This window comes from Komagataeibacter saccharivorans, from assembly GCF_003207825.1.
Lineage (GTDB): Bacteria > Pseudomonadota > Alphaproteobacteria > Acetobacterales > Acetobacteraceae > Komagataeibacter > Komagataeibacter saccharivorans.
The window spans coordinates 63,895-77,489 of record NZ_NKTY01000010.1 but is presented as its reverse complement, the minus strand read 5'-3'; the positions used below and the strand labels follow the sequence as shown (position 1 = coordinate 77,489).

Genomic DNA, 13,595 nt, shown 5'->3' with positions numbered 1-13,595 from the left:
GCACAGCTTGCTACTGTGGCACGGCGTGGTCCGAACCCGCATGTCTGCAAAAATCCGCTCCGGCGCGTGCGTCCGGGCGGATGTCACGGAGAAGTCCGAAATGTCCGATGATCACGACGAGGAAAACGGTTTTGACACCGCCATTCCCGACTGCCTCATGCCCTATGATTCCTGGATCGAGGATGCCTACCGCCAGGTCATGCTGCACGCGCTCGAGCATGCGGCGGCGCACGGGCTGTCAGGCGATCATCATTTCTACCTGACATTCCGGACCGACTGGCCGGGTGTGGAAATGCCCGACCACCTGCGCGCCCAGTATCCCCATGAAATCACCATCGTCATTCAGCACCAGTTCTGGGGCCTGAAGGTGGACCGGGCGCAGCAGACCATATCGGTCGGGCTTTCGTTCGGGGGGATTCCCTCCACGCTGGTCATTCCGGTGTCGGCGGTCTCGGCCTTTGCCGATCCGCATATCCGCCTTACGCTGCGCTTCACCGTGCCCGAGCACGCGCCGATGGCCACCATGCCCGAAAATGTGGTGCAGGTGCAGCCTGCAGGGGAAGCCCCGGCGGAGTCGCAGCCAGCCGCCGGGACGGATGAGGAAGAGGAAACGGACCGGAACGAAAGCTCGCAGGTCGTGAGTCTGGCCGCCTTCCGCAAGCGGGGGCCGGGGGGACCGGGCTGAGCCACACCATCCATCCGGGTGCGCCGGATGCACCGGACGCGCCCTGGATTACCTGAACGCCGCCACCTGGAAACAATCCGGGGGAGATAAGGCAGAGGAGACCGTCCGTTGAATATATCCGCACCCGCGCGCAAACCATTTGTGTTTGGGCCGCTATTCCCGTTGCATGATGATGATACGCCGTGGAAGAAACTGGAGATCGAGGGGGTAACCACCTCGGTCCTTGGTGGGCGCACGGTCGTCCATGTCCGGCCTGAAGCCCTGACCGCGCTGGCCGCGCGTGCCTTCAACGACGTGGCGCATCTGCTGCGTCCCGGCCATCTGGCGCAGCTTGCCAGCATCCTCAAGGACCCCGAAGCGTCGGATAACGACCGTTTCGTGGCGCTGGACCTGCTCAAGAACGCCTGCATCGCCGCAGGCGGCGTGCTGCCGATGTGTCAGGATACCGGCACGGCCATCGTGTATGGCAAGAAGGGACAGCGTGTCTGGGTTGATGGGAATGAGGAGGAAGCCTTCTCACGCGGGGTGTACGACACCTATACCGGCACTTCCCTGCGCTATTCGCAGATGGCCCCGCTTTCGATGTTCGAGGAAGTGAATACCGGCACCAACCTGCCGGTGCAGTTCCACATCTCGGCCACCCCCGGCGATTACCATGCCGAACAGATGGACCTGATGTTCGTCGCCAAGGGGGGTGGTTCGGCCAACAAGACCTTCCTGTTTCAGGAAACCCGCGCCCTGCTGTCGGGTAAGGAAAACCTGCTGAAATGGCTGGATGGCAAGATCCGGACGCTGGGCACGTCGGCCTGCCCGCCCTATCATCTTGCCGTCGTGATCGGTGGCATGTCCGCCGAGCAGAACCTCGAGACGGTAAAGCTCGCCTCGACCCGCTGGCTTGACAGCCTGCCCACGCAGGGAAGCCCGCAGGGCCATGCCTTCCGCGATCTGGAAATGGAAGAGGAAATCCACAAGCTCACCCAGCGTCTGGGCATCGGCGCGCAGTTTGGCGGCAAGTATTTCTGCCACGATGTGCGCGTGGTGCGCCTGCCGCGTCATGGCGCGTCGTTGCCGGTGGGGATCGGGGTGTCCTGTTCGGCGGATCGTCAGGTGAAGGCGCGCATCAATGCCGATGGCATTTTCCTTGAACAGCTTGAGACCGATCCGGCACGTTTCCTGCCCGAAACCACGGATAACGACCTTGAGGGAGAGGCGGTGAAGATCGACCTCAACCTGCCCATGGACGAAATCCGTCGCAAGCTGTCGCAGTATCCGGTGCGCACGCGGCTTTCGCTCAGCGGCACGATGGTCGTGGCCCGTGACATCGCGCATGCCAAGTTCCGCGAACGGCTGGAAAAGGGGGAGGGGCTGCCCCAGTACCTCAAGGATCATCCCGTCTATTACGCCGGTCCCGCCAAGACGCCCGAAGGCATGCCCACCGGCGCGTTCGGTCCCACGACCGCCGGTCGCATGGACAGCTATGTCGCCATGTTGCAGAAAGCGGGCGGATCATATGTGATGCTGGCCAAGGGCAACCGCTCGCGCGCGGTGCGTGATGCGTGCAAGGAATATGGCGGATTCTATCTTGGTTCCGTCGGTGGTCCGGCCGCCCGCCTTGCGCAGGATTGCATCCGCAGGGTCGAGGTGCTGGAATACCCCGAACTGGGCATGGAAGCGGTGTGGAAGATCGAGGTCGAGGACTTCCCGGCCTTTATCGTGATTGATGACAAGGGTAATGATTTTTACGATGGCCTGACCGGCTGAACGTGACCCCTGCGGTCCGTCCGGCCTGCCTGTAGGGCCGGACATACCGGAGGTTTGTGAACGCCATGCGTTTTACCGTCGATCGTCTTGACCACCTTGTGGTGAGTGTCCGTGACCTTGAGGTCTCGGCCTCATGGTTCCAGCGTGTACTGGGCATGGAACGTGAGGAATATGGCCGCAACAACCGCACGGCCCTGAAATTCGGCGGCCAGAAAATCAACCTCCGTCCCCACGGGGCGGAGGGATGGGTCACGGCGGAAGACGCCCTGCCCGGCACCAATGACCTGTGCTTCATCACGGCCGTCAACAGTGCCGACGTGATCGAACATCTCGAAAAATGCGGTGTGTGCGTGACGGAGGGGCCGGTGGCCCGCCTTGGCGCGCTTGGGCCGGTTACATCGGTCTATTGCCATGATCCCGATGGCAACCTGATCGAGATCGCATCCTATCAGGGGTAGGGGCGATGGCGGCTGGTACCCCCTCCGCATCGTCCCCTTCCACGCCGCAGGTCCGTCCTGTTGACCACCTGTTCTACCCGCACCCGCTGGATCGTCCGCTGGCGGGTGCGGCCCGGCCCGACCATCCGTTTCACCTGCGCCTGTACGCGTGCGAATTCATGGGCACGGTCGTACTCATGCTGGTGGGGATTGTCACCAATGTGCTGATCGGGGCGGCGGCCAGTCCGCTCGCCCCAAAGTTCGCGGGCCATCCGGTCCTGCGGGTCGGGATGGAGGGCCTGTTCTTCGGCGCAGGGGGAACGCTTGCCGCGCTATCCCCCTTCGGTCGGGTCAGTGGCGGCCATGTCAGCCCTTCCGTCTCGTTTGCCTTCGCGCTGGCATCCCGGCTCGCATGGCGGGACATGGTGGGCTACATGCTGGCCCAATGCGCGGGCGCTGTGGCGGGTACGGCCCTGCTGGCGCTGGCCGGGCGGGTTTTCCCTGCCTGGGGGCACTGGGCGGTCATGGACCATTACGCAGGCACAGTCCCCAATCCCGCCGTGCCTGCAAGCTGGCCCTTCATGGGGGAAGCGGGGGCGACGATGCTGCTGATCGCGGGTGTCCTGCTGACCGGCAGCCACGCGCGGCTGCGCTGGCTTACGCCGCTTCTGTCCGGTCCGCTGTTTTTTATGCTCAATCCGTTCGAGGCATGGCTGTCAGGCGACAGCACCAATCTGGCGCGCAGTCTTGGTCCCGCCGTTTTCTCCGGTCAGTGGCATGCGTTCTGGATTTACTGCACGGCCCCGTTCTGCGGGGCGGCCCTTGCGGTCGTGCTGCTTGTGCATACGGGCCTGTTCGGCAGGGTGCGGGTGCTTGAGGCGCGCGTCGCCCATTTCGGGCATCATGGACGCGCGCCTTTCCTGCTGCCGCGTATCTAGGCGCAGGGTTTATCTGGGCTGCTTGCCATAAACCGCCGTAAGCGTGGCCGAGGCAAGACGGTGCTGGTTGATGACAAAGCCCACCATGGCACCCGACGCATCACTGGGCAGTTCGATCCGCTCGATATCCAGCGCATGGATGGTGAAGATGTAGTGATGGTCCGGTCCCGGCGGCGGTGCGGCGCCACCATAGACATTCCCGCCAAAATCGGTGCGCGTCATCTCGGCGGGTTCGGGCAGGCTGTTGTCACCCGATCCGGCACCTGCGGGCAGGGAGGATACGGTGGCCGGGATGTTGATGACGACCCAGTGCCACCAGCCCGATCCGGTCGGGGCATCGGGGTCATACATGGTGATGGCGAAGCTTTTGGTGCCCGTCGGCGCATCCTGCCACGCAAGCGGGGGGGAGATATTGCCGCCGGAATGGCCCATGCCGTCGAATACCTGCGCCTGGGGCAGGCGATCACCATCGTGAAAGCAGCGGCTGGTCAGTGTAAAGGTCATGTCGTTTTCCTGCTCTGCGCGCAGTGGGAAGGCATATCGCACATCCCGTTGCCGGGTAGCGCCCGGACAGGGCGCTGTCATCCGGCAGGGATGTGGAAGGGACTTACCAGTTCTGGCTGATCAGCCAGAATTCCTCGGATGTCAGGGTAATGGCCTGATCGCCGTTCTTGCTTTCGGCTGCGGCGCGGGCCAGGGCCTCGATCCGCTGGATCATCAGCGTCTTGCGCTGGTGGGCTTCGGTGCGGTCCTGTTCCTCGACCGTTTCCAGCACATGCAGGGCGGTCTTGCAGGCCTTGGTGATGCGTACGGCATCCAGTGCTGCGTAGGACATGGTGATTTCTTCCTTATGCTGTCGCATCCGGCATGCGGAGGCGGGACGAAAAAATTCCCGCAGGGGAATCGCTGCGTTATTGTGGCGCTCGCCGCCGGTTCTGTCCAATATCCCGGCGCGGGCGGCAGATGGCCTGCGGCTTCATGGCGAAGGGCGTAGTTCGGGCTGGCAAGTATCGTGCGGATTCCGTAAAGGGGGCCGCATGACGGATCTGGTTTCTGATTTCGATTTCACGCTTCCCCCCGAACGGATCGCCGACCACCCGGCCCGCCCGCGTGACAGCGCGCGCCTGCTGGATGTGCCGGTGGAAGGCCCGATCATGGATCGCCACATGCGCGACCTGCCGGGCTGCCTGCGGCCGGGCGACATTCTGGTGGCCAATGATACGGCGGTGATCCCGGCCCAGCTATCGGCCATGCGCGGGGCCGCGAAAATCGGCATCACGCTTGACCGCATCCTGCCCGATGGCACATGGCACGTGCTGGCGCGCAATGCGCGCCGCCTGCATCCGGGCGATACGCTGACCTTTGGCGAAAGTCCGGTCACGGCGCAGGTGGTCAGCCGTGGCGACGCGGGTGACGTCACCCTGCGCTTTTCGGCGGAGGGGGAAGCCTTCGATCAGTTCCTGCATGATGCGGGCCGTCTGGCGCTGCCCCCCTATATCGCCCGTCCCGAAGGCCCGACGGAAGAAGACCGTCGGGATTACGCCACCATCTTCGCACAGCATCGCGGCGCGGTCGCCGCCCCGACGGCGGGGCTGCACTTCACGCCTGGCCTGCTGGCGGCGCTGGATGCGGCGGGCGTGCTCCGCCAGACCCTGACGCTGCATGTGGGGGCAGGCACCTTCCTGCCCATGCGCAGCGAACAGATATCCGAACACCGCATGCATGCCGAACGCGGCACGATCAGCCCCCATGCAGCCGAACGCATCAACGCCGCGCGTGCGGCGGGCGGGCGTATCATCGCCGTGGGCACGACATCGCTCCGCCTTCTGGAAAGTGCGACGGATGAAAACGGCATCGTACATCCCTTCCATGGCGAGACCGCCATCTTCATCCGGCCCGGTTACCGCTTCCGTGCGGTGGACATGCTGCTGACCAATTTTCACCTGCCGCGTTCGACGCTGTTCATGCTGGTCTGCGCCTTTGGCGGCTATCGCCGCATGCACGCTGCATATGAACATGCCATCGCCAGCGGTTACCGTTTCTATTCCTATGGCGATGCCTGCCTGCTGCATCGCGCCGAGGGAGACCTGCCATGACCTCTTTCCGCTGGCGTCCGGAAGCGCGTGCGGGCCATGCCCGCGCGGGCTGGCTTGATACCGCCCATGGCAGCGTACCCACGCCGACCTTCATGCCCGTGGGCACGGTTGGCACCGTCAAGGCGATGACGATGGACAACGTGCGGTCCACGGGTGCCGGGATCGTGCTGGGCAATACCTATCACCTCATGCTGCGGCCGGGGGCCGAACGGGTGCGCGAACTGGGCGGCCTGCACCGGTTCATGGACTGGCCCGGACCGATCCTGACGGATTCGGGCGGGTTTCAGGTCATGTCACTCGGGCCGCTGCGCAAGCTCGATGCCGATGGCGTCACCTTCCGTTCGCATATCGATGGCTCGAAACACCGCCTTTCCCCCGAACGCTCGACCGATATCCAGCATGCGCTCGATGCCACCATCAGCATGTGCTTTGACGAATGTCCCGCCCTTCCGGCGGAAGCGGACGTGATCGCGAAATCCATGCGCCTGTCCATGCGCTGGGCCGAACGGTGTCGTGATGCCTTTGTCCAGCGCCCCGGCTATGCGCAGTACGGCATCATTCAGGGTGGTACCGAACCGGAACTGCGCGCCGAAAGTGTCAAGGCCCTGACGGGTATCGGATTCGAGGGATATGCCATCGGTGGCCTCGCGGTGGGGGAAGGGCAGGAACTCATGTTCTCCACCCTTGATGTGACCGTGCCGCTGATCCCCGATGCCAGCCCCCGTTACCTCATGGGCGTGGGAACCCCCGATGACCTGCTGGGCGCGGTGGAACGCGGGGTGGACATGTTCGACTGCGTCATGCCGACCCGTGCGGGCCGCACGGCGCGCGCCTATACCGAACGCGGCACGCTCAACCTGCGCAATGCCCGGCATGCCACCGATTCGCGGCCCATTTCGCCGCATTGCGACTGTCTGGCCTGTTCGCGCCACAGCCGCGCCTATCTGCATCACCTGTTCCGGGCGAATGAAATCCTCGGCCCGATGCTGCTGACATGGCATAATCTTGCCTATTACCAGCGTCTCATGCGCGGGATGCGGGCGGCGATCGTCGATGGCGGCTTTACGGCCCATGCCACCCACCTGCGCGCGCAATGGGCGCTGGATGACTGGAGCGGCGATGAAATGCCCTTTCCCGACATACCACCGGTTGCCTGATGGCCGGGCCGTGCGCATCGGCCATGGCTGATCCGGTGCGCCTTGCCGCAGCCATTGCCGGGCATGCACGGGCACTGGGCTTCGATGCGGTCGGATTCGCCCCGGCGCAACTGGATGATGGCGTGCGCGCCCGTCTGGCCGCGTTCGTGGAAAACGGCTTCGCCGGCGGCATGGAGTGGATGGCGCAGCGCATGGAACAGCGCGGTGACCCGCGGGGCCTGTGGCCCGAGGTACGCAGCGTGATCGCGCTGGGGGTCAGCTACGCACCGGGGGAAGACGACCCGCTTGCCACTACCCGCCAGCCTGAAGCGGGCAATATTTCCGTTTATGCCCGCCATCGTGACTATCATGATGTGGTCAAGGGCATGCTCAAGCATCTGGCCCAGTTCGTGGTGAATGCCGGGCGGCGGCAGGGTGCCGGTGCGGCGGAGGTCAAGGTGTTTGTCGATACTGCCCCGGTGATGGAAAAACCGCTGGCGCAGAATGCCGGGCTGGGCTGGCAGGGCAAACATACCAGCCTCGTTTCCCGCCAGCATGGAAGCTGGCTGTTCCTGGGGGAGATCTACACGACGCTGGACCTGCCGCAATCCGTCCCTTCCGGCGGGGGATGCGGCACCTGCACGCGCTGTCTCGATGCCTGCCCGACCGGTGCGTTTCCACAGCCGGGGATAATGGATGCAAGGCGGTGCATTTCCTATCTCACGATTGAAAACCGCGATCCCATCCCCCATGAATTCCGGCCCGCCATGGGCAACCGCATCTATGGCTGTGACGACTGTCTGGCCGTCTGTCCGTGGAACCGCTTTGCACGGGCGACGAACCACATGAAGCTTGCCGCACGCGATGACCTGCGCGCACCTGCGCTGCGCGATCTGGCCATGCTGGATGATGCGGGATTCCGCGCGCGGTTTTCCGGCTCACCCGTCAAGCGCATCGGTCGCAACCGGTTCGTGCGCAATGTGGCCGTGGCCATCGGCAATAGCGGACGGCCCGAACTGCGGCCCGTGGTGGCCGCCCTGTGCGCCGATGCGGACCCGGTGGTGGCAGAAGCCGCGCAGTGGGCCACCGTGCGGCTGCCGTCATGAACGATCATGCCCTGCCGCTGCCCGCACAGCGGGGTGCCCGCCCGTTGCACAAGCGCAGCCTGAACCTGTCGGGCCACCGGACCAGTGTCGCGCTGGAGCCCGAGTTCTGGTGCGCCCTGAACCTGATTGCGCAGAAGCGCGCCCTGACCCTTGCGGGACTGGTGGGACAGGTCGATGCGGCACGCCCGCCGGACCGCCCGCTTGCGTCGGCCCTGCGGGTGGAGGCATTGCGGGAATGGATGCCTGACCTGACGGAAATGGCTGATAACAACAGGGAAGATCAGTTGGGTTGAGCCCGCATCCGTGCTAGCGTCGGGGCATGGCGATATGGGGCAAGATTTTTGGTGGCGTTGCGGGGTTCGCGGTGGGCGGCCCCATGGGGGCTGTCGTCGGCACCGCGCTGGGCCATGCGGCGGATAACGGTTCCCTGCTGGAAACGCCGGTAGGGGGCTGGACCGACCGCTGGGGTCCGCGCATGAACGCGGACCCGCAGGGGGCCGCGACCTTCATTGCGGCCAAGATGGCCGGGGCGATGGGCAAGCGCGACCAGATGTATGGTCTGGTCATCATCATCCTTTCGGCCAAGATGGCGAAATGCGATGGCGCGGTGAACCGGGCCGAGATCGACGCCTTCAAGCGCCGTTTCCACCTTCCGCCCGAAAACATGAAGGAAGTGGGGCGCCTGTTCGACAGCGCGCGCCAGCGCACGGATGATTACCGGGCATTCGCCACCGAGCTGGGCCGTGCCTTCGCGGGGCGTACCGGCATGCTGGAGGAGGCGCTGGCCTCCCTGTTCGTGATCGCCCGCGCGGATGGCGAGATCAACGCGCAGGAGGAAGCGTTCCTGCGCGGTGTGCACAAGGCGTTTGGCCTGAGCCCCGGCGCATGGGATCGCGCGCGTGACGGCGGTGCCCGCCCCGGTGTGAGCGAGGTCGACGCCTATGCCGTGCTGGGTGTCAGCCGGGATGTGAGTGATGAGGAAGTGCGCGTGGTCTGGCGGCGTCTGGTGCGTGAACACCACCCCGATGTCATGTCGGCGCGCGGCGCCACCCCGGCCCAGCAGGCACAGGGTGCGGCCCGCATCGCGCAGATCAATGCGGCCTGGGACCGGATCAAGCGCGACCGCAGGCTTTAGCGGCTGACCTGTCCCTGATTCCGTCACGTCGGGTCAGGAAGTCGGCATGGGTAACGGTGCGGAACCGGCACCTGTCGATCCCGCGCCGGTTCTTTTCCGTCCGTCAGGTGGCGGCCTTGTTCTTCTTGTCCAGCAGGCGGCGCAGGGCGCCGGCTACCGTGTGGGCCAGCGTGCGATAGGCCTGTCCCGCGGCACTTTCGGGTGCGGAGATCACGATTGGCGCGCCTTCATCCGCGCTGGCGCGGATATCGGCCAGAAGCGGGATTTCGCCCAGGAAGGGTACGCCCAGCTTTTCCGCTTCCGCCCGTGCGCCACCATGGCCGAACAGTTCGGTACGGTGGTTGCAGTTGGGGCAGCAGAAATAGGACATGTTCTCGACCACGCCCAGAACGGGCACGTTCATCTTCTCGAACATGGCGACGCCACGCCGTGCGTCCAGCAGCGCGATATCCTGCGGCGTGGAAACGATGACAGCCCCCGCCAGCGCGGTTTTCTGCGCCAGTGTCAGTTGCGCGTCCCCCGTGCCCGGCGGCATGTCCACTACCAGCACATCCAGCGCGCCCCATTCCACATCGCCCAGCAACTGCCCGATCGCGCCCATCACCATCGGCCCGCGCCAGATCATGGCATCATTTTCGTTCACCAGCATGCCGATCGACATGGCGGTGATGCCCCATTTATGCGGGGGCACCAGATGGCCATCGCGCACCTCTGGCCGGTCGCTCACGCCCATCATGCGGGGCAGGGACGGCCCATGAACATCCGCATCCAGCAGGCCAACCTTCAGTCCTTCCTGTCCCAGCCCCACCGCCAGATTGACGGCGGTGGTGGACTTGCCAACCCCTCCCTTGCCGGACGCTACGGCAATGACCGCGCCCACGCCGGCAGGGAGCGGGCCGGTGGCCGCCTTGCCGTGCCTGGCCCCAAGGTTGAGCGGGCGGTGACCGCTGGCGGCAGGGGGCGGCGTATCCTGCGCAGGCGCACCCTGTGGCGGAGCCGCGCGATGCGCGGTCAGGATCACGCTTGCAGCGGTGCAGCCGGGTACCGCCGCAACAAGGGCGCGTTCCAGTTCCGGCAGGAGCGGCTGCAATGCCGCCGCGCGCGAGCGATCGGTCGCAATGGCGACATGGAGCACACCGTCACGGACCATGAATGCGTCCAGGCTGCCCAGCGTGGCGACGCTGGCCGATCTGTCAGCCGTATGGACCTGTTGCAGTACGGTCTCGATGGTGTTCCGGTCGGGACTGGTCATGCGTGTGCGCTCCCTGCTCTGTCGCCCCTGCGGTATAGAAGGGGCGGCCCGTGGCGGTCGAGTCATGAAACGGCGGGATGACGCATTTGACCGGTGACGGGCGCGGGCAGGGCATGGTCATGCGGGCCGCGCGCGCCATATGTGCGGTGGGGGAATGGTCAGCCCGCGGGTTTGCTGCTTTACGCTTCCCCCATTACATGAAGGGCACGGCTTTCATGGGTGTCGTTCAGGCGGGCAGGGATTACGATGGGCACTTCCACTCCACAGGCGGCTGTACCGCACCGGCGGGATCATCGGGTCGATGCCCTGCGCGGCGTGGCGCTGCTTATGATGTGTATCGACCACATTCCGCAGGACGTGCTCAACCGTTTCACCATGCGCAATGTCGGTTTTGCCGATGCGGCGGAGGTGTTCGTGCTGCTGGCGGGTTATGCGTCATGGCTGGCCTACGGGCGCGGGTTTGCCAGAAAGCCGGTGCCCACCGTCCTTGCGCGGATCGGGCGGCGGTGCTGGCAGCTATATGTATTCCAGATCGTGATGGTGGTGGTCTGTGTCGCCACCATTCGCATATGGCGGAATTTCTGGCCCGTTCCTGTTGATTTTCTGGAACCCGAACTGGCGCATGGGCTGGATTCGGTATGGCGTGTGCTGTCGCTGGTCGCATTGCCGGGCAACCTGAATATCCTGCCGCTGTATATCGTGCTTCTGCTGGGGTTCGCGCCGCTTTACGTGCTGCTGCGCCGGGCGGGGACCGCCGTGGTGCTGGGGCTGAGCGGGCTGGTATGGCTGGTGGTCAATATCAACCCCCGGCTGAACTTTCCCAACTGGCTTGACCCTGACGGATGGTTCTTTGACCCGCTGGCATGGCAGTTCCTGTTCGTGCTGGGGGTATGTGCCGCGCGTGTGGCGGGCCAGCACGATGGCAGCCTGCCGCGTTCGCGCCTGCTGGCATGGGGATGCGCCATGTATCTGGTCTTTTCAGGCGTGCAGTCCTTTCCGTGGACGCAGTGGGGTTTTCATGACCTGCGCCCCGTCGTCATGGCGGTACCGGACAAGATGATCCTTTCGCCGTGGCGGCTGGTTGACGTGCTGGCGGTGTTCTATCTAGTTCAGTCCTCACACGGGGCGACGCGGCTGGCGAATACGCGTGGCGGACAGCTTATGGCGCTGTTCGGGCGGCATTCGCTGGAAATCTTTACCATGGGTACGATCATCGACCTGTATGGCCGTCTGGTGCTGACCAGTTTTGGCACCGGATGGATGATGCAGGTGGCCGTCAACGTGGTGGGGTTCGTGGTGCTGCTGGCCGTGGCGCGGATGAAGGAACGCGCGCGCGTGGCCGCCCGCACCCCGCCGCAGTCGAAACCGGACGACCTGCACGCGGCCGCGCCGTTATGCCGTAACTGAGGGCGTGGTTTCCGTGCCGGTGACGGGCGTGGTATAGGTACGCCATTCAATCCCGTTAAGCAGGATGTATGTGCCCCATGTCTTTCCGTGCCGCTGCGTTTTCCCGATCCTGCCTTGCCATGGGGCTGCTTACGACACTGGGGGCCACCGGCGCGTATGCGGCCGATCCTGCGCCTGCCCCGGCATCCGCGACACCGCTTCACCTGCCGGGTGAAGGACGCAACATGCCCGACAGCTTTGCCGATCTGGCGGCACGGCTGCTGCCTGCGGTTGTCAATGTTTCCACCACCGAGATGGTCCGCCCCGGCGAGGACGATGATGAAGGCGGCGATGACGGTGACAGCACGCCGCAGGTGCCAAACTTCCCCGAAGGCTCGCCGTTCGAGAAGTTCTTCCACGATTTCATGAACCGGCAGGACAGCCCCAACGCCCCGCCGCGCAAGATGCAGGCGCTGGGCTCGGGCTTCATCATCGACCCTTCCGGCGTGATCGTGACCAACAACCATGTCGTGCGCCATGCCGACCAGATCACCATTACGCTGCAGGACAATACCGTGCTCAAGGCGCGGCTGCTGGGCCATGACGACCGGACCGATCTGGCCGTGCTGAAAGTGGACAGCCCCAAACCGCTGCCCGCCGTGCCCTTTGGCGACAGCGACCATGCACGGGTCGGGGACTGGGTGCTGGCCATCGGCAATCCGTTCGGCCTGTCCGGCACGGTTACGGCGGGGATCATTTCCTCACGCGGGCGTAATATCGAACAGGGGCCGTACGATGATTTCATCCAGACGGACGCTCCCATCAACAAGGGGAATTCCGGCGGCCCGCTGTTCAACCTGCGCGGTGAGGTGATCGGGATCAACACGGCCATCTTCTCCCCTTCGGGCGGGTCGATCGGGATTGGCTTCTCCATCCCCTCCGCCGAGGCGCGGGGCATCATCGAACAGCTTCGCCATCATGGCACCGTCACGCGCGGGTGGATCGGTGTGCGCATTCAGGACGTGACGCAGGAAATCGCCGACGGGCTGGGCCTGCAGAACGCCCATGGCGCGCTGATCGCAGGTGTCGAACCCAAGGGACCCGCGGCCGCGGCCCATCTGCAGACCGGCGATGTGATCGTCAGCCTGAATGGCAAGGATATTGATGGCCGCGCACTGCCCCGGCTGGTGGCCGAGCTTGCGGGTGGCAGTGTCGCGCATCTGGGCGTGTGGCGCAAAGGCCAGCAGACGAATGTCGCCATCACCATTGGCGCCCTGCCCGAAGAAAAGGCCGCCAAGGACGATCCCGACCATGCGGCCGCGAAAAAACCGGCCCAGGGCAGCGTGGCCGTAACGGGCATGGGCTTCACCGTGGGCGAGATCGACGACATCGCGCGGCAGAAATACAACATGGCCGAAGGGCAGAAAGGCGTGCTGGTGACCGGCGTGACCGAGGACAGCCCCGCTGCGGAAAGGGGCCTGCGCCCCGGTGATGTGGTGACGGAAGTGCAGCAGTCCGCCGTCAACGCGCCGGCCGACCTGCGTCGCCAGCTTGATGCCGCGCGTGCCGTGCATCGCAAGACGGTCCTGTTCCTTGTGCAGAATGCCGATGGCCTGCGCTGGGTGCCCTTCCCCCTGCCGGATAATCCCGGGCACTGATCGCA

Annotated in this window: 14 protein-coding genes; 11 read left to right on the top strand and 3 right to left on the bottom strand. The window is 64.9% G+C overall.

Going from position 1 to position 13,595, the window contains the following annotated elements:
- Positions 1 to 100: 100 nt before the first annotated feature.
- The 4 genes from CFR79_RS07965 to CFR79_RS07950 all read left to right on the top strand — a co-directional run bounded on the left by CFR79_RS07965 (position 101) and on the right by CFR79_RS07950 (position 3,821).
- On the top strand, positions 101 to 685 hold the full coding sequence (locus CFR79_RS07965; RefSeq protein ID WP_102325301.1) for an SspB family protein: 585 nt from the start codon (positions 101 to 103) through the stop codon (positions 683 to 685).
- Positions 686 to 793: 108 nt separating this feature from the next.
- Positions 794 to 2,446, top strand: coding sequence for a fumarate hydratase (locus tag CFR79_RS07960; protein ID WP_110547519.1), 1,653 nt, complete (start codon positions 794 to 796; stop codon positions 2,444 to 2,446).
- A gap of 65 nt (positions 2,447 to 2,511) precedes the next feature.
- Positions 2,512 to 2,904 (top strand): VOC family protein, encoded by a 393-nt coding sequence (locus CFR79_RS07955; protein WP_110547518.1) that lies wholly within the window; start codon positions 2,512 to 2,514, stop codon positions 2,902 to 2,904.
- A 5-nt stretch (positions 2,905 to 2,909) separates the two neighbouring features.
- Entirely contained in the window at positions 2,910 to 3,821 is a 912-nt protein-coding gene (locus CFR79_RS07950) for an MIP/aquaporin family protein (protein ID WP_110547517.1), read from the top strand.
- Positions 3,822 to 3,830: 9 nt separating this feature from the next.
- On the opposite strand, the gene CFR79_RS07945 is transcribed toward CFR79_RS07950, so the two are convergent.
- Together CFR79_RS07945 and CFR79_RS07940 are read right to left on the bottom strand one after the other, a co-directional pair.
- Positions 3,831 to 4,325 (bottom strand): kinase inhibitor, encoded by a 495-nt coding sequence (locus CFR79_RS07945; RefSeq protein ID WP_102325158.1) that lies wholly within the window; start codon positions 4,323 to 4,325, stop codon positions 3,831 to 3,833.
- Between the two features lie 103 nt (positions 4,326 to 4,428).
- Positions 4,429 to 4,656: a hypothetical protein gene (locus CFR79_RS07940; protein WP_102325302.1), complete on the bottom strand. Its 228-nt coding sequence runs from the start codon at positions 4,654 to 4,656 to the stop codon at positions 4,429 to 4,431.
- A 202-nt stretch (positions 4,657 to 4,858) separates the two neighbouring features.
- On the opposite strand from CFR79_RS07940, the gene queA reads away from it, so the two are divergent.
- From queA to CFR79_RS07915, 5 genes are read left to right on the top strand one after another with little or no spacing between them, the layout of a single operon-like run.
- The gene (gene queA, locus CFR79_RS07935) at positions 4,859 to 5,917 is read left to right on the top strand and encodes a tRNA preQ1(34) S-adenosylmethionine ribosyltransferase-isomerase QueA (RefSeq protein WP_102325159.1); all 1,059 of its coding nucleotides are present in this window, start codon (positions 4,859 to 4,861) and stop codon (positions 5,915 to 5,917) included.
- The gene (gene tgt / locus CFR79_RS07930) at positions 5,914 to 7,074 is read left to right on the top strand and encodes a tRNA guanosine(34) transglycosylase Tgt (RefSeq protein ID WP_102325160.1); all 1,161 of its coding nucleotides are present in this window, start codon (positions 5,914 to 5,916) and stop codon (positions 7,072 to 7,074) included. The genes queA and tgt overlap by 4 nt, the downstream gene beginning before the upstream one ends.
- Positions 7,074 to 8,159: a tRNA epoxyqueuosine(34) reductase QueG gene (gene queG / locus CFR79_RS07925; RefSeq protein WP_174234084.1), complete on the top strand. Its 1,086-nt coding sequence runs from the start codon at positions 7,074 to 7,076 to the stop codon at positions 8,157 to 8,159. The genes tgt and queG overlap by 1 nt, the downstream gene beginning before the upstream one ends.
- Positions 8,156 to 8,452, top strand: coding sequence for a ribbon-helix-helix domain-containing protein (locus tag CFR79_RS07920; RefSeq protein ID WP_102325303.1), 297 nt, complete (start codon positions 8,156 to 8,158; stop codon positions 8,450 to 8,452). Before queG ends, CFR79_RS07920 begins: the two co-directional genes overlap by 4 nt.
- 26 nt (positions 8,453 to 8,478) lie before the next feature.
- Entirely contained in the window at positions 8,479 to 9,294 is an 816-nt protein-coding gene (locus CFR79_RS07915) for a TerB family tellurite resistance protein (protein WP_110547516.1), read from the top strand.
- Between the two features lie 103 nt (positions 9,295 to 9,397).
- On the opposite strand, the gene CFR79_RS07910 is transcribed toward CFR79_RS07915, so the two are convergent.
- Positions 9,398 to 10,546: an Mrp/NBP35 family ATP-binding protein gene (locus CFR79_RS07910; RefSeq protein ID WP_110547515.1), complete on the bottom strand. Its 1,149-nt coding sequence runs from the start codon at positions 10,544 to 10,546 to the stop codon at positions 9,398 to 9,400.
- A 246-nt stretch (positions 10,547 to 10,792) separates the two neighbouring features.
- Between CFR79_RS07910 and CFR79_RS07905 the strand changes: the two genes are divergently transcribed.
- Complete coding sequence (locus CFR79_RS07905) at positions 10,793 to 11,953, top strand: OpgC family protein (protein ID WP_110547514.1); 1,161 nt, start codon at positions 10,793 to 10,795, stop codon at positions 11,951 to 11,953.
- Between the two features lie 77 nt (positions 11,954 to 12,030).
- Positions 12,031 to 13,590, top strand: a complete 1,560-nt coding sequence (locus CFR79_RS07900; protein ID WP_110547513.1) for a DegQ family serine endoprotease — start codon at positions 12,031 to 12,033, stop codon at positions 13,588 to 13,590.
- Positions 13,591 to 13,595 lie beyond the last annotated feature (5 nt).